Raw genomic sequence first — 17278 nt, 5'->3', positions numbered from 1 at the left:
TTAATAGTATAAATAAAGTTAAAGATTTTAAAAAAATAAAAAACTACTCCAACATGAATAAGACCCTAAAATCGGCTATCGCATTATCAATTTTATTTTTATTAACACAATGCACAACTTCAAAAAAAGCAGTAATAGAAGAACAACCAACAGCCAAAAAAGCCACTAATTTGTCTAAAAATGATGATTTAGATGGCTTATGGATATTGGAAAGCACCACTAAAAATGGGTTTGAAATTAAAGCTGGAACCTCCTTAACAATCAAAGGAAATCAATTTTCTTTATATGCTTTATGCAACAATATTTCCGGAAAATGGACGATAAGCAATAATCAAATGGCATTTGATCAAGGTAAAGGCATGACCACTTTAATGGCATGTATAGATGGATACGAAGGAAAATTCACAACGTTATTTTATAGTGCTACAAAAATAGCTTTACAAGGAACAACACTTATGATGACCACTCCAAAAAATGAACAATTGATATGGAAAAAGCAAGATATTTTGTCGCATTTAATTGAAAATCAATGGAATGTATCCGTCAATTCTGGAAATGGGGTACAAGTAACCGAGGGGGATTCAAAACTAACGATGACATTTTTAAAAAACGGTACTGTTAGTGGAATGGCAGGTTGTAATACTTTTTTTGGAACCTACAAACTTGAAAAAGGGTATTTAATACTAGAAAATGTAGGTCTAACACGAAAGTTATGCCCAAATGAAGTTATGACAATAGAAAACAATTTTATGAAAAACATCAATAAAACCCGTTTTGCAATTGAAGATGCTCCTACACAAATCATTTTGAGAGATACAGATGGAAGCATGATTTTTATTTTGGATTCTACTATTTAAATATATAAAATTAATATAAAATGTCTAATTTACTTCACTTAGAAAGTAGTCCTTACCTATTGCAACATGCTCAAAATCCGATACATTGGAACGCTTGGAACAACCATGCGTTGCAAAAATCTATTAATGAAAACAAATTAATGATTGTAAGTATTGGATATTCTGCATGCCATTGGTGTCATGTTATGGAACATGAAAGTTTTGAAAATTTGGAAGTAGCCCAAGTCATGAATTCCCATTTTGTCAATATCAAAATAGACCGAGAAGAGCGTCCAGACCTAGACGCCCTTTATATGAAAGCCTTACAAATCATGACAGGACAAGGAGGGTGGCCCTTAAACATGGTTTGTTTGCCCGACGGGCGACCAGTTTGGGGAGGTACTTATTTTAGAAAAGAAGATTGGACAACTGCTTTAAAACAAATTCAGGAAGTATTTGAAAATCAGCCAGAAAGAATGCTGGACTATGCAGAAAAATTACAAAAAGGTATTGATACCATAGGTTTTAAACCCCAATTTCATGATGATCTGGTTTTTTCAAAAAAAACATTAGAAGACTTGATTTCCAAATGGAAGCGTAGTTTTGATTTGGATTTTGGCGGTATGGCAAGAGCCCCTAAATTTATGATGCCCAACAATTATGTGCTATTGCTTCGATATGCAGATCAGAACCAAGATGAAGAATTGCTAGATTTTGTGCATTTGACCTTAACAAAAATGGCTTATGGTGGTTTGTTTGATGTGTTGGGAGGTGGGTTTTCTAGATACTCCGTAGATATGAAATGGCACGTTCCTCATTTTGAAAAAATGCTATACGACAATGCCCAACTGCTGTTTTTATATGCCCAAGCTTTTCAAAAAACAGGCGATCCATTATACCAAGAAGTAGTAGAAAAAACAATACAATTTATTGAAAAAGAATGGTTTACTGACAATAAATCGTTTTGTGCTGCTTATGATGCAGATAGTATAAATAGTCAAAATGTACTTGAAGAGGGTGCTTTTTATATTTGGACTCAAGATGAACTCATAGCCCTTTTAGGGGATGATTATGTCCTTTTTAGTAAAATTTTCAACATCAATGAATTTGGACATTGGGAACATGGACATTATGTATTAATTCAAAACCAAACCTTGGCTTATTGGGCAGAAAAGGAATCTATAGATTTAGCCGTTTTGAAAAATAAAAAGCAAGAATGGGAACAAAAATTGTATCAAAAAAGGCAGCAACGACCAAAACCAAGATTAGACAATAAAGTAATAACCTCTTGGAATGCACTAACTATCAAAGGGTTAGTAGAAGCTTATAAAACATTTGGAACCAAAAAATATTTGCAAATGGCACTGCAAAATGCCCAATTTATTGCCCATACACTTTGGTCGCCAGATGGGCATTTGTGGCATATTTATCAAAATGGAACATGCAAAATTAATGGTTTTTTAGAGGATTATGCTTTTGTAATAGAAGCATTTATTCACATATATGAAGTTACTTTTGACGAAGACTGGTTGTTGAAAGCCAAAACACTTACAGATTATACATTTGATTACTTTTTTGATACATCCAAACAAATGTTCAGATTTAACTCTCGAAAAGACCCTGAATTGATTGCACAACATTTTGAAATTGAAGACAATGTGATACCGAGTTCAAATAGTGTTATGGCACATAATTTAAATTATTTGAGTTTGGCATTTGACAATTTGTATTATCAAAAAACAGCTCACAACATGTTGCTGCAAGCCACAGCTAATGTAGATTATCCATCTGCATTTTCTAACTGGTTGTGGTTACAAATGGACAATTTGTATTTTACATCAGAAATGGTATTAAATTCTGAAAATGCAGTAGTTGAAGCCTCGGAAATACACAGACATTATCATCCTGAAAATAGGATTTTTGGCTGTTTTGATCATTCAAAAATACCTTATTTAAAAGACAAAACTTCAAATAAAAGTATGTATTATTTTTGCAAAAATAAAGAATGTCATTTGCCTGTAACGGATTTTCAATTATTGAAAAAAAAATTAATGGAATGCTTATAAAAATAATAAAAAATATGTAATTTTGTAGCTCAATCTAATTTAAAAAATTAATAACAATGGGTGTAGAAGGTTTTTTTAATGATTTGCTTGATAAAGCAGAAAATTTTGCCGAAGGTGCAATTGACAAAGCTAAAGAAGTAGCAGGAGATTTAGTAGATAAAGCCGAAGATTTGGCTCATGATGCTAAAGAAAAAGTAAACGAATATGTGCCAGGAGCAACAGAAACGTTGAATAATATTGTAGAAACTGTAAAAGACAAAGCGGGTGATGCTATTGAAACAGCAGGTACATTTGCAGAAAATGCAGTAGATACTGTGAAAGAAAAATTAACTGATTTGACAGGTGGCGAAGACAAACCTGCACAATAAGTAGCGTTTTATGAAAAAATTGTAAAAGCCTTCTCGATTGAGAGGGCTTTACTGATTTTAACTAAAAATTGAATGAACAAAAAATGGAAAAAATTGACTTATTAAGCACTAAACTTTATGAAAAATTAATTGAATTTGCACCAAACTTGATAGCAGCAATTGCCATCTTATTTATTGGGATATATAGCATTAGGTTCATTAATAAAATCGTTAGAAAAATAATGATCAAACGAGAATTTGAACCAACTTTATCAAATTTTTTAGCAAACATCTTATTTTGGACATTGCGAATTTTGTTATTTGTTACAGTAATTGCGCAACTTGGTGTTGGTACATCGTCTTTTGTTGCCATATTAGGGGCTGCAGGATTGGCCATTGGTTTGTCGTTGCAAGGATCGTTATCTAATTTTTCTGGTGGTATTCTTATCATTTTATTCAAACCTTTTAAAGTTAATGATTTGATAGAGGCCCAAGGCGTAGTTGGAACGGTGAGCGAAATACAAATATTTGTTACTAAATTGATTACACCAAATAACCAAGTAGTTTTTGTTCCAAACGGTAATTTAAGTAACGGTGTCATTACGAATTATTCGATGCTGGGTTATAGAAGAGCTGATTTGACATTGGCCATTTCCTATCAAACGAACATCAAAGTGGTTAAAAACTTGATTGAAGAAGTAATGAAAAACAATGCCAAAATACTTCAAAATCCTGAACCAATTGTTGTTGTTAAACAATTGACAGATAATGCCATACAACTGTCTATCAAACCATGTGCTACCATAGACAATTTTAATGCAGTGTGTGCTGAAACTTTAGAAAACAGCAAAACAGCTTTAGACCAAGCAGGCATCCAAATACAACCATTTGTTGTAAGCAGCAGCAAAAATTAACATTTGAAAAGGAAACAAATAAGATTTTAGTATTTTACATAAAAAAAACCGTCAAAATAATAATACTTTGACGGTTTTTTATTGCAGAGAGGATGGGATTCGAACCCACGATACAGTTACCCATATACAAACTTTCCAGGCTTGCTCCTTCAACCACTCGGACACCTCTCTAAAAATTTTGTTTTGCAAATAACCGATTTTTTATTGAATTGTTCAAATTTTTTTACTGTTTTTATGACATTTCGCCACGAATTGCAGTTTCAAATCTGATTTTGAACTCGTTAGGTTCTAAATTTTGTCCCAAAAGATACATTAATTTTGTTATTGCTGCTTCGGTAGTGATGTCTTTTCCAGAAATGACACCTATTTTTTTGAGCATGGTACTGGTTTCATATTGCCCCATGCTAACACTCCCGCCAGAACATTGGGTTACATTTACAATATGTAAACCTTTTGCAATAGAATGGGCCAGTGCGTTTACAAACCACGGTTCTGTAGGTGCATTGCCAGATCCATAGGTTTCTAAAATAATGCCTTTCAAGTTTGGAATCGATAAAAATGAGTTCAAAACACTTTCATTTAAACCTGGAAACATTTTTAAAATGGCTACATGATCATCCAAATTCTTGCACACAATCAATGGTTGGCTTACTTTTGAATCTAAAAACAAATCATCATTTATTTTTAAATGCACGCCCGAAACCACTAAAGGTGGATAATTGGGTGAGGCAAATGCTTTAAAATGTTCTGCATTGATTTTAGAGGTTCGATTGCCTCTATATAATTTATATTCAAAATAAAGCCCCACTTCTTTGATAACAGGTTCTTGATTTTTTGTAAGCGATGCAATTTGAATGGCAGTTATCAAATTTTCTTTAGCATCGGTTCTCAAATCACCAATTGGCAATTGAGAACCAGTAAAAATGACAGGTTTGGATAAGTTTTCGAGCATAAAACTCAGAGCCGATGCAGAATAGGACATGGTATCAGAACCGTGAAGCACTACAAAACCATCATATAAATTATAATTATCTTCAATAATAGAAGCCAATGCTACCCATTTTGAAGGATTCATGTTAGACGAATCTATAGGAATAGCTACAGAATGTGTGGCAATTTCGCAGTCGAGTTGTTTGAGTTCGGGGATGCGTTGCAATAATTTTTTAAAATTGAATGTTTTCAAAGCCCCACTTTCAAAATCTTTTACCATACCAATCGTACCGCCAGTATATATCAATAAAATTCTAGGTTTGTTATTCATTTTGTAAACTTTGCTTTATTGACAACGGGATTTGCATACATATTCAAAAAACGTTCATAAGCAATTGGATTTTTATCGTCTATACGCATTTCAAGTCGTCTTTCAAACAACGAACGTTCATTATCTGTATATTGATGACTGTATTGATTTGTTTTATTCAAAATGTCAAATGCAATATAATTTGTTGGCCAAAGCTTGTAATTGCTTAAAATACTGGCATCTATGGCTTGTGCCAATGCCTGAATTTGTTTGTTTGGATTATCGACCTGATTTTCAATTGCATCAATTTCATGATCTAAAACTTGTCCAACATGAATATGAATGTGCTTTTTTTGGCCCATAACCCCACTCATTAAGGTTACAAAATCTTCGTTTTTATCCTTTATATAAATTTCTTGATTGGCTTCTGCCAAAAGCTGTGGCATTTTCAAAGCATCCGTTGGGTCGTACTCATAAGATATAGAAACAGGGACAATTTTTATTTTTTTGAAATATTGCAAAATATTTTTTTCGTCTGATGCCATTCCTAGCATTTTGAGAACTCCTGGATTAGTAGCATCATTGCCATCTTTTGTACGGCCTTCACGTTGTGCAATCCAAACAGATCGATTTTCTTTGAGCAACAATTGTCGTATATATTCAGATAATAAATTAGAACTTTGAAGCATTTCTCTAGGTGTTAAGCCTCTTTGTACTAAAAAATTTCTGTTTAATTTTGCAAGCGTATGCAAAAATGCTTTTTGAACCAAGTTGTCTCCAATAGCAGACGCTGTCATAATGAGTCCGTGTTCGAACAAACAAGAATTGAGCAACGAAGTGTCTAAAATAATATCTCGATGGTTTGATATAAAGATATAAGATGTATTGGGTTCTAAATTTTCAAATCCAGAGGTACTTAAACCATCGGATGTGTTGTGTAATACTTTTTGCAAAGTATGATAAACAATATTACACTGAAAATCACGAATAGAATGTGTTTTAGACAATTGATCTTTCCAAATTTCGCTAGGCAAATCAGGAAATGTAAAATTCATCAAAGCCTTCATCATCGGATGATTTAATGAAGCCCTAAGGTTTTCATTGACTTCGGCATCATAAAAAGGACGGATGTGATCAAATTTCGACATTTTATGGGTTTTTAGTTTTCGAGAACAAATAAACAAAAAATTATCATTTGCACCAAAATTTTATTTGATACCAAATATAGATTGAGCATTTTGAGTGGTAACCTCTGCTATTTCTGCCAAAGGTTTTTGATAAATTTCGGCTAATTTTTGGGCTATCAAAACAATGTATTGACTTTCGTTTCGCTTGCCTCTGTGTGGCACTGGGGCTAAATAAGGGGCATCTGTTTCTAAAACGATATGTTGTAATGGAATTTCGTGCAAAAAGCGGTCTATTTTTCCGTTTTTAAATGTAACCACGCCACCTATACCTAGTGCCATTCCACAATCAATGGCTTGATTGGCTTGTGCAAGATTGCCCGAAAAACAATGAAAAACCCCACGCAATTCGGGTGATTTTTGGGCTTCTAAAATTTCAAAAACTTCGTCAAAAGCTTCCCTACAATGAATATTGATAGGAAGTTGCCATTTTTTTGCCATATTAATTTGTTGTTCAAAGGCTATTTGTTGGGCTTTTAAATATGTTTTGTCCCAATACAAATCAATGCCAATTTCGCCAACGGCACAAAATTGTCGTTGAGATAATTCTTGTTCTACGTGTGCCAATTCGTCTAAATAATTGTCTTTTACATGTGTGGGATGCAAACCCATCATCAAATGAATGTTTGAAGGGAATTGTGCGGCTAAATCGTACCGTTGCTGCGTAGTTTCGGCATCGATTGCAGGAATAATGAGGTGCTGAATACCACTAGCAAGGGCATTTTGAATTACTGCAAACCTATCTTGATCAAAATCTGTTGCACACAAATGGGTGTGTGTATCTATAAAAATCATTTTTTTTGAGTGCAAAGATAAAGGTTATTAATGGTTTTTTTAAAAATATTAAATGTGAACAACTTTCAAATCCGTAATATGGGTTAAAATGGGATTAAAAAGCTGATTTTTTGGCAAATACGCACAAACTCAAAAGTGAAGCAATTATTATAAATAACTAAATCAGAAGCTTTAAGTTTTGAAATTAAATAATTTTATGATGCCTAAAAGGAATAAAAAATAGGAATATTGCAAAAATACAAAATTATTTTTTTGTTATCAATAAATATATATATTTGCAAATATGAAACGGACGGCCTCTATATTATTAATACTTACTCTTACGGTAACATTGTTTTACAATGCTATTGGGTACTATTTGATGTATGCTTTTGAAAAGGAACAGGCTTGGGTAAATACGATGCAGAAAATTCCCAATCACGAATTTAATGTCTTGAAGTTGAATGCAACCTTGTATGCCTTTACCGACGATACCGAGATGGAATATGTAAACGAAAATGTTACTGTAAACAATGTTACCTATCACATTTTTAAGAAACAAATTCGAGATAATATTTTAAATTTATATTATTTAAGAAACCACCACCAAGACAATATCAATAAAAACTTGAAAGCATTGGCCGATGATGAATTATTCAATACTTCACATTCTAAAATGCCGATTAAAAAATTATTAAAAGCTTTTTCAAACGATTATGTTTGTTTTGAAATGCCTTTTATTGCAAACTGTATTTCAAAAAATGCAACACATACAAATCCTTTTATTTGTACGAACAGCAAAACCCTATCGGGTTATTTGGCTAGCTGTTTTTCGCCTCCTGATTTTTGTTGATACCAAAAATGCAGGTACTTAACTCATACTTGATGAGGAATTTATGAGATTATTATATTGCTATGATTTGTTTGTTGGTGCAAAGCACTAGGGCAAAAGGAACATGCTATAAAATTTCGTAAAACGACGATTTACTTTTGTTATTAACAACACCTTATTGACACGTCAAACGTATTGGCTTTATCTAAAAAATTGCTGTTTTGAAACTTCATTTTTTTATTAATAGAACATCTTTAAAAAACGGTTGTTAGATTTTGCGTGAGGGATAGCAGTGGAAATCCTTTTTTGCCCCCTTTTTTTGGGGCAAAAAAGATTGAAACGAATAGCCCGACCCGTAGTTTACGGAGGGGCACGCCCAAACAATTGGCCTGAATATGTTTTGAATAAGGAAAAACAAAATCGTATTGTAGTTGGTTACAATCATTGTCTTGATGGAAGCGTTTTGATGGGGCAAAAAAAATGCTTTTCCCTTCCTACACGGAGCCTTTGTCTGTATTTTATTCTATTTAAGTATTGATTTCTTAGCGTAACTGTGTTTTTAAACATTTTGTTATCAAGAGATTGTGCTGTTTTTATTTCACTTTATACCCATTTATATTTATAGAATAGTTCCAAAATGCGACATTATTTTTTAGCAAAAAAACGTTAATAGTTTGGACTATTTTGTAGGTATAATTGATGTAATTTCACTTAAACATTTTTATTTTGATACTTGCTACACGGTGCTATGTTGAGGCATTAGAATGAAAAAATTTAGGTACTTTGGGTTTCATGAAATGTTTATGAAAGCCGAAAACTAAAATCAAAAAAAAACTAAACTAAACTAAATTATATGAAAAAAATCTATTGTAGTATAGCATTATGTAGTGCTTTATTGGGATGGGGTCAAACCGACAACGATGCTTTGATGATGGACAAAAACAATTTGTGCATAGGAACAATGTTTCAACATGAAAGTTGGGACCGTTACTGGGAAGGAACATTTAAACGGGACAATCTAAATTTAGGCACGGTAACTCATCAATCGTTTGGAATTATGGGAAATTATGGCGTGTCTAGCAAACTGAACTTATTGTTTGGGTTGCCGTATGTAACGGCAAAAGCGAGTGCTGGAACATTAGCGGGGCAAAAAGGATTTCAGGATTTGACGTTGATGGCCAAATATATGCCCATCGAAACTACGATTGGCAACAACACCTATTCGTTATATACGCTAGTAGGTTTTTCGGTTCCCGTATCCAATTATCCAGCCGATTATTTGCCATTGAGCTTGGGTTTGCGTAGTAAAACTGCCACATTTAGAGTAATGGCCGATTTTCAGCGGCATCATTTTTTTAGTACGATTTCGGGAGCTTTTATGTATCGAAACAACATAACGATAGACAGAGAAGCCTATTATACAACAACATATCATTATACAAACGAAGTTAAAATGCCAAATGCTATACAAACCCAATTGCGAATGGGTTACCGTTCGGATTATTGGATAGCCGAGTTGTTGTGGGACAACATGATTACCCAAACGGGTTTTGATATAAGTACCAATAATATGCCATTTCCGAGCAATACGATGAACGCTTCTCGAGTGGGGATTAACTGGAAATATACTTTCAAAAAAATTTCGGGTTTGTCTATAACGGGAGGCTCTAGCTATGTAGTATCAGGTCGCAACGTGGGGCAAACATTGGCCTATAATATTGGTGCTTTTTATATTATTAATTTTTCAAAATCTATACCAAATGAAAACAAAACTAACTAAAATAAATTTATTTATAGTACTGACAATAAGCATATTAGCCATATCGTCTTGCAACAAAGAACTTACCGAACGAAATGAACAGTTCCCACAATTGAATCCGACCAACCCTGATTTGAATGCGGGGTTATGGAAAACGTATTTGCTAACAGCTCCAGACGAATTTGCCGTAGATGTTCCGGCCGCTACCAATTCGGCCAGCTATGTTAGCGAAATCAATGAAATCAAGAGTTATCAAACCAATATAACAGTGGCTCAACATCAATTGAAAGACTACTGGAGTGCAGGAAGCGTGGTGCGATGGAATGAAATCATGCGTACATTGGTGGCTAAGCACAATTTGCCACCGTATCAAAACCCCGACGGATCGTATCCGATACCTTCGAGTACCAATCCGTTTGCCAATCCGCAATTTCCATTTTCAAATCCACCGTATGCAGCAAGAGCCTTTGCTTATGTAAGTGCCGCACAATATGACGCACTGGTTGCTGCTTGGCATTTCAAAAAAATTTATAATAGGCCAGCACCATATACGGTAGATGCCAGTATTATGTCATTGGTACCTCGATCGGTGTTACCGTCTTACCCGTCTGAAGATGCGGTTTTAGCGGGAGTAACGGTAGAAATGCTCAAATTATTATTTCCCACCGATGTGCCTTTTATCAATGAAAAAGCAGAAGAAGAAAAGCTGTATCGCATCATTGCAGGAGCCAATGTAAGAAGCGATATTGAGGCAGGATTTGCATTAGGAAAAAAAGTGGCTGCAAAATTTGTAACCCGAGCCAAAACCGATGGAGCGGGTGCTGCTGTGGGCAATGCAACGCTATGGAATGCTTTGCAAACCAATACAGAGGCCACAGGCGAAATGGCTTGGAAATCGCTTGATATGCCAGCCAGACCGCCCATGTTGCCATTGTTTGGCAACGTAAAATCGTTTTTGATGACACCGGCCAATGTTGTTGCCTCCAGACCCGTACCACCACCATCTACCCATTCGGCACAGTTTGCTGCAGAACTGGCAGAAGTTAAATATTTTGCAACAAATGCCACTCGTGAACAAATGAAAATTGTAAGTTTTTGGGCAGATGGCGTTGGTACATACACCCCTCCAGGCCATTGGAATGCCATTGCAGCAGAGACGTTTGTGCCACAAAATTATAGCGAAATACGATGGGCAAGAAATATGGCTTTGTTGAACATTTCATTGATGGATGCCGCAATCAGTTGCTGGGATGCCAAATATTTTTACTTCAATCCAAGACCCAGTCAAGTAGATCCATCTATCAAAACATTGACGGGTATTCCCAATTTTCCTGCCTATGTATCGGGACATTCCACATTTAGCGGAGCTGCCGCCACTATTTTAGGTCATATTGTGCCACAAAAAGCACAAGACTTTCAAAACATGGCCAAAGACGCTTCGAACTCCCGCTTGTTTGGAGCCATCCATTACAGAAGTGATTGCGAAAAAGGATTGCTTTTAGGCGAAACCGTTGGCCATTTTGCAGTTGTCAGAGCCACAACAGACGGAGCAGAATAATTAATTTTTAAAAATAGAAAACACATGAATCGTTTACAACAAAAAATGGCATATTGTGCCAACAAATTTCACAACAAAAGTATTTTTTTGCTTAAGATTTCTTTGGCATTGGTTTATATATGGTTTGGATGCCTTAAAATAGTTGGAAACAGCCCCGCCGAAGCGCTTGTGAGTAACACGGTTTATTGGTGGCAACCCGAAACTTTTATACCCATTTTGGGTTTGTGCGAAATGTTTATAGGACTAGGGTTGCTCATATCAAAAATCCTTCCCTATATAGTAATCCTATTATTATTGCACATGATAGTTACTTTTTTTCCAATAATTATTCTAAAAGAAACATGTTTCTCAAAAGGGTATTACTTTCCAACCTTGGTCGGACAATATATTATCAAAAATATAGTACTTATAGCAGGAGCATTAACAGTATTTTGCCATTATATACCATCAGCACAACAAGCCAATGAATAATTAAACATCAAAAAACAATTCATCTTTCCTGCAAGGTCTTTTTTCAGACCTTGTAGGACTTTCATTGCAAAAGATTAAAAAGGACAACCCTCTTGTCCTGCAAGGTCTTTTTTCAGACCTTGTAGGACTTTTTATTCGTAAAAAATTTCAAATCTTTTTTTAAAAAAAACAACGAATCTGTTCTGCAAGGTCTTTTTTCAGACCTTGTAGGACTTTTTATTCGTAAAAAATTTCAAATCTTTTATTAAAAAAAACAACGAATCTGTCCTGCAAAGTCTTTTTTCAGACCTTGTAGGACTTTTTATTCGTAAAAAATTTCAAATCTTTTTTTAAAAAAAACAACGAATCTGTCCTGCAAGGTTTTTTTTCAGACCTTGTAGGACTTTCAATATACAGTATATCCTAATTTTTTTTGAACCCTAATTTAGATTTATCGATGAGCAAAAAAACAAATAGTAGCAAAAAATATAAAAGAGTTTTGTATTTTTACAGCACAAAAAGGAATATTTTAAGAAAAAAATTATTATTTTTTAAGGTTTATAAAATTATGAGAATAAAAACTACCATTCAATCCGTTAACCCTAATATTGAAGTTCTAGCCAACAGTTGGCTAAAAAAATACAACCTACTATTCTAGTTGAATATGCGGGTTATAAGAACATTTTAGTAAAATAAAAATAAATATCATCATTATATAATATAAAAAAATGAAAAACTGGAATTTAGAAGATAACGTGAATGATTGGGTAAAAGCCGAATTTGCAAGAATAAAACAAACCAATTATTCTGTTGAATCATCAATGACTCCTTTTCTAAAAGAAGCAATACAAAAAGGAGTTGTATTAAAACGTCTTTCATTAGAAGAAGCTGGAGAAAAAGAAAAAGGTAAATCTTGGAAACCCGATTTTGAATTGGAATCTTTTGACATTCCGGTATTAATCGAGAACAAATTAGGAATAAGTAAATTATCAGCAACCAATGGAGACAAAATTAAAACAGACATAAAATCTGTTCAAAATTTTGCCGTAAATGGTGCCATTCATTATGCACAATGTGCCATAATGAGTAAAAAATATACCGAAGTTATTGCGATAGGAATTTCAGGAGATAATGCAACCAATGTAAAAATTCAAGTGTATTATGTTTTTGGTGCAACAGACGAAACCTATAAATTAGTAGAATCTTATACTACATTAGATTTTTTGGAATCTAAAAAATCATTTGAAGAATTTTGTAAAATAGCCAATCTAACAGAGGACGAAAAACATAAAATCTTAATTGATTCGCAAGCCAAGTTACAAGAATATGCGAAAAAATTAAATAAATTAATGCACAACCACGCCATAACAGCACCACAAAGGGTTTTGTATGTTTCGGGTATGCTTTTGGCTATGCAAGACCTTGCAGACATTAAGAAAGGTTTAGTTCCAGACGATTTAAAAGGAATAAATCTTGATAATCAACGAGATGGCGACACCATCGTAAACCAAATTGAAAACTATCTTACTTTAAAAGAAATACCGCTAGACAAAAAAAATCTTATGATGGCATCTTTTAGGGAAATCAACAAAGATGCTGACCGAGATAAAAAAATAGAATTAGACACCATTATTGGTAAATTATTACCTGATACAGCAAGTGTAAATAAACAAATTTTTACTTACATCTACGAAAACATATTTTTATCTATTGACTCAATGAGCGGTCATTTAGATATTATGGGAGAAATGTACTCGGAGTTTTTAAAATATGCATTGGGCGATGGCAAAGAAATTGGAATTGTTCTCACACCGCCTTATGTTACCAAAATGATGACACAAATTTTAGAAGTGGACGAAAATTCTAAAGTAATGGATTTAGCAACTGGTTCGGCAGGTTTCTTAATTTCCTCTATGCAATTAATGATAGAATATGCAGAAGAGAAATATGGAAAAAAAACAAAAAAAGCATTAGAAAAAATTGAACAAATAAAAAAACATCAATTATTAGGTGTAGAATTAGACGCTCAAATGTTTACACTAGCATCTACCAATATGATTTTGCGTGGCGATGGTTCAAGTAATATTCGTAAAGGTTCGTCTTTTAAAGAACCAGTCGACCTGTACAAAACATTTCAAGCCGATAAATTATTACTCAATCCGCCTTTTAGTTACAAAGAAAATGGAATGCCGTTTATAAAATTTGGTTTAGAAAATATGGCAATTGGTGGCAAAGCCGCCATTATCATTCAAGATTCTGCGGGTAATGGTAGAGGTGTAGAAAGTTGCACCGCTATTTTAGCTCAAAACCAATTAATAGCAAGTATTAAAATGCCTGTAGATTTGTTTCAACCTATGGCAGGTGTGCAAACTTCTATTTATGTTATTGAACATACGGGCAAAACACACGATTACAAAAAACAAGTAAAGTTTATTGATTTTAGAAACGATGGTTACAAACGCACCAAACGAGGTATTATAGAAGTTGATAACCCAGTACAAAGATATAATGACATTATCGAGATATATAAAAATGGTGCAACTGCAAACGTTTCAGATACATTATGGAATTTGAAACAACAAGTGGTAATGAGTGTGATAACCGACAAAGGAAACGATTGGAATTATGACCAATACCAAAAAATAGACACCAAACCCACCTTACAAGATTTCAAGAAAACAGTTGGCGATTACTTGGCTTGGGAAGTTTCAAATCTACTGAAACAACAAAGTGAGGACGAAACCTTGGGAAAGTAGATACCCTACTCAACAAAAAATTACAAAATGTTGAGTGGGGTGAGTTTAGAATTGGGGATTTGTTTGAGATAAATCCAACTAATTATTATCGTTTGCAAAACAGAGAAATAATTTCAGCAAATGGTACTGTTCCGTTAATATCAAATTCATCAACAGAAAATGGTATAATGGGCTTTTCTAATCTAAAACCATTAAATAAAGGAAATACAATTACTTGTTCAGACACTACAATTGGTGCGGATACAATGTTTTACCAAGAAAATGATTTTATTGGTTATTCGCACATACAACATTTAGTGCCAAAGTTTAAACCTTTTAATAAAGCAATTGCAAGCATTATCATTTCAGCTTGTAGAGTTGCAACATCAAAACAATACGATTATGGTAATAAATTTAATCGTGATGCAATGAATAATACCAAAATCCAACTTCCAACAAAAAACGGAGAAATAGATTATGAATTTATGGAAAGTTTTATAGCGGAGCTGGAAGCGGAGCGTATAGCGGAGCTGGAAGCGTACCTGTCTGCGACAGATCTTAAAGACTATCATTTAACAGCAGATGAAAAACAAGTTTTAGAAGATTTTGAGAATTTTGATTGGAAAACATATAATCTTGAAAAATTATTTGGTAAATCAACAAGAGGGCAACGATTAAAAAGTACAGACAGGATTTCGGGTAATTTACCATTTGTAACTGCGGGCGAATTTAATGACGGAATTTCTGCTTTTATAGGAAATGATGTTCACATTTTTTCAGAAAACACTACTACAATTGATATGTTTGGTTCAGCAAAATACCGAAATTACAAATATGGTGGCGATGACCACGTTGCAATAGTACATACAGAAGATTTACCAAAATTGGCTTCAATTTTTGTTACAGCTTCAATCCATAAAACATCAGCAGCAGGACAATTTAGTTATTCCCGCAACTTTTATGCAAAAGATGCCGACGAATTAAATATTTCATTACCAGTAATAAACAACCAACCAGATTACGCTTTAATGGAAACCTTTATCTCCGCCATTCAAAAATTGGTCATAAAAGAAGTTGTTTTGTATGCCGATAGAAAAATTGAAAATACAAATAGAGTGATTAATAAAAAGTAATTAAATTGAAACTAAAAATAATAAAAGTAGTTTTTGAAGAAAATCAAGAAATTGATGTGTACCAATACCTCAATCCAAATCAATATGAAATAGTTAATAGCAGCACTCAAATAGTGATAGAACAACAGGTATGTTATTTGTACATTTCTATATTTTATAAAACGTTGGTATATAGCGAACAACAAAAAACAGAAAACCTAAAAGAAAACCTCAAGCAAGAAATTTATAACCTAATAAAAGAAAAATACCCAACACACTCAAAAATAATTAGCCGAAGACAAGATATTGCAGATCATTATAAAAAAATTAGAAGTATTTATGATTTTAAAATAATAAAAAATTTTGGCGAAACTACCATCAATAAAGAAAAAATTATTTTGGAAGACGTTTTGCAAATTATCAATAAGTATCATTTAGAAGTTTAATTAAAGGCTACATAACAATTAAAAAATACATACGATAGCCAAAATGAATAGCCTACAAAAAAAACAAATAAACTAATATTTGATGAAAAGGAAGTATAACAACTAAAATAATTTGTTAAAATTAATAAGCATTATAACAAATAATACCTATTTTTGTTTTATAAAAATACAAAGTTCTTATTTTTATACACCCGAAAAGCCGAAAACGGTTAATAGAGTAGGCACTCATTCAATATTTTATTTATGTCTAATTTATCAGAAAACAAAATCAATGTCGTTTTAGCCGCTGCCGATATGGCAGCAATCAACACAAGTATAGCCACTATCTTGTCGAAAATTCCAGCCAACACCACCCTAACAGACGAGCAACGCTTGGGCTACAATGCCATAAATGTAGCCAATAAAGTATTTGCCGAAGACTGTCTATCTGAAGCACAGCTAAACGGTGCAGGCATTTTGCCAGCGTTTGTCAACCTGACCAATATGCAAAACGATTTGGCTATTTTTAACCAACTCGACCAAATAGAAAGTGCCCTAAACAACGCTTTGCAAAGGGTGGCAGATGCCAAAAGAATTGCAGGACACGAAGGATATGGACAAGCCAACGTGATTTACAACGCATTTAAAACCGCCAACGACAGCGGCATTGCCAATGCTAAATCGTCTGTGGACAAACTCAAAGCTCGATTTGATGCACAGGGCAACGCCACGGGAAGACCCGCAAACACTACCGTTTAATTTTTTTTATTGCTCAGCAATCAAGTAGTGTTTACAAAATAAAATCATGGTAGTGTCAAGCCATTAAGCAAACAGAGCATCTCAACTTTTCTGTTTAAAATAATACAAAATCCGCTTTCAACAAAGCGGATTTTTTTTTGCCGCTATCATACCTCAAACCACTGTATATTGATACCAAAAAAAATAGCATTTATACCAAAGAAAATGGCATTTATATCAAAAAAATTTAATTTATACAAAAGAAAATATAATTAATACCAAAGATAATTTAATTTATACCAAAGAAA

Annotated in this window: 15 protein-coding genes, 1 tRNA gene and 1 pseudogene; 13 read left to right on the top strand and 4 right to left on the bottom strand. The window is 33.6% G+C overall.

Annotated features, from left to right (window positions below):
- The first annotated feature begins 53 nt into the window (after window positions 1-53).
- The 4 genes from FBFL15_RS02435 (at window position 54) to FBFL15_RS02420 (ending at window position 4163) form a co-directional block, all read left to right on the top strand.
- Window positions 54-857, top strand: coding sequence for an META domain-containing protein (locus FBFL15_RS02435; RefSeq protein ID WP_014083082.1), 804 nt, complete (start codon window positions 54-56; stop codon window positions 855-857).
- Between the two features lie 20 nt (window positions 858-877).
- Entirely contained in the window at window positions 878-2902 is a 2025-nt protein-coding gene (locus tag FBFL15_RS02430) for a thioredoxin domain-containing protein (protein ID WP_014083081.1), read from the top strand.
- A gap of 56 nt (window positions 2903-2958) precedes the next feature.
- Window positions 2959-3270, top strand: a complete 312-nt coding sequence (locus FBFL15_RS02425; RefSeq protein WP_014083080.1) for a YtxH domain-containing protein — start codon at window positions 2959-2961, stop codon at window positions 3268-3270.
- Between the two features lie 83 nt (window positions 3271-3353).
- The gene (locus FBFL15_RS02420) at window positions 3354-4163 is read left to right on the top strand and encodes a mechanosensitive ion channel family protein (RefSeq protein WP_014083079.1); all 810 of its coding nucleotides are present in this window, start codon (window positions 3354-3356) and stop codon (window positions 4161-4163) included.
- Between the two features lie 84 nt (window positions 4164-4247).
- Here the strand turns inward: FBFL15_RS02420 and FBFL15_RS02415 are convergent.
- The 4 genes from FBFL15_RS02415 to FBFL15_RS02400 form a co-directional block, all read right to left on the bottom strand.
- Window positions 4248-4334 (bottom strand) — tRNA-Ser (locus tag FBFL15_RS02415).
- 61 nt (window positions 4335-4395) lie between these two features.
- On the bottom strand, window positions 4396-5424 hold the full coding sequence (locus FBFL15_RS02410; RefSeq protein WP_014083078.1) for an asparaginase: 1029 nt from the start codon (window positions 5422-5424) through the stop codon (window positions 4396-4398).
- Entirely contained in the window at window positions 5421-6551 is a 1131-nt protein-coding gene (locus FBFL15_RS02405) for a 1-acyl-sn-glycerol-3-phosphate acyltransferase (RefSeq protein ID WP_014083077.1), read from the bottom strand. Before FBFL15_RS02405 ends, FBFL15_RS02410 begins: the two co-directional genes overlap by 4 nt.
- A gap of 60 nt (window positions 6552-6611) precedes the next feature.
- Window positions 6612-7382: a TatD family hydrolase gene (locus tag FBFL15_RS02400; RefSeq protein WP_014083076.1), complete on the bottom strand. Its 771-nt coding sequence runs from the start codon at window positions 7380-7382 to the stop codon at window positions 6612-6614.
- A 283-nt stretch (window positions 7383-7665) separates the two neighbouring features.
- On the opposite strand from FBFL15_RS02400, the gene FBFL15_RS02395 reads away from it, so the two are divergent.
- The 9 genes and pseudogenes from FBFL15_RS02395 to FBFL15_RS02355 all read left to right on the top strand — a co-directional run bounded on the left by FBFL15_RS02395 (window position 7666) and on the right by FBFL15_RS02355 (window position 16991).
- Window positions 7666-8214 carry a hypothetical protein gene (locus FBFL15_RS02395; protein ID WP_014083075.1) on the top strand — a complete coding sequence of 183 codons (549 nt, stop codon included), beginning with the start codon at window positions 7666-7668 and terminating at the stop codon, window positions 8212-8214.
- Between the two features lie 832 nt (window positions 8215-9046).
- A complete protein-coding gene (locus FBFL15_RS02390; protein WP_014083074.1) occupies window positions 9047-9973 on the top strand; it encodes a hypothetical protein in 927 nt (308 codons plus the stop codon).
- Entirely contained in the window at window positions 9954-11510 is a 1557-nt protein-coding gene (locus tag FBFL15_RS02385) for a vanadium-dependent haloperoxidase (protein ID WP_014083073.1), read from the top strand. Before FBFL15_RS02390 ends, FBFL15_RS02385 begins: the two co-directional genes overlap by 20 nt.
- A gap of 24 nt (window positions 11511-11534) precedes the next feature.
- Window positions 11535-11981 carry a hypothetical protein gene (locus tag FBFL15_RS02380; protein WP_014083072.1) on the top strand — a complete coding sequence of 149 codons (447 nt, stop codon included), beginning with the start codon at window positions 11535-11537 and terminating at the stop codon, window positions 11979-11981.
- A 707-nt stretch (window positions 11982-12688) separates the two neighbouring features.
- Entirely contained in the window at window positions 12689-14716 is a 2028-nt protein-coding gene (locus FBFL15_RS02370) for an HsdM family class I SAM-dependent methyltransferase (RefSeq protein WP_014083071.1), read from the top strand.
- Between the two features lie 38 nt (window positions 14717-14754).
- A pseudogene (locus tag FBFL15_RS17120) lies at window positions 14755-15222 on the top strand (restriction endonuclease subunit S); the annotation flags it as partial.
- Window positions 15202-15828: a restriction endonuclease subunit S gene (locus FBFL15_RS17115; protein ID WP_338030135.1), complete on the top strand. Its 627-nt coding sequence runs from the start codon at window positions 15202-15204 to the stop codon at window positions 15826-15828. The pseudogene FBFL15_RS17120 and the gene FBFL15_RS17115, both read left to right, overlap by 21 nt.
- Before the next feature lie 5 nt (window positions 15829-15833).
- On the top strand, window positions 15834-16253 hold the full coding sequence (locus FBFL15_RS02360; protein ID WP_014083069.1) for a hypothetical protein: 420 nt from the start codon (window positions 15834-15836) through the stop codon (window positions 16251-16253).
- Window positions 16254-16496: 243 nt separating this feature from the next.
- On the top strand, window positions 16497-16991 hold the full coding sequence (locus FBFL15_RS02355; protein ID WP_014083068.1) for a hypothetical protein: 495 nt from the start codon (window positions 16497-16499) through the stop codon (window positions 16989-16991).
- The last annotated feature ends 287 nt before the right edge of the window (window positions 16992-17278 follow it).

The sequence above is a fragment of the Flavobacterium branchiophilum FL-15 genome (assembly GCF_000253275.1).
Taxonomy (GTDB): Bacteria; Bacteroidota; Bacteroidia; order Flavobacteriales; family Flavobacteriaceae; genus Flavobacterium; species Flavobacterium branchiophilum.
The sequence above is the reverse complement of the archived record's forward strand: the minus strand, read 5'-3'. Positions and strand labels throughout refer to the sequence as shown.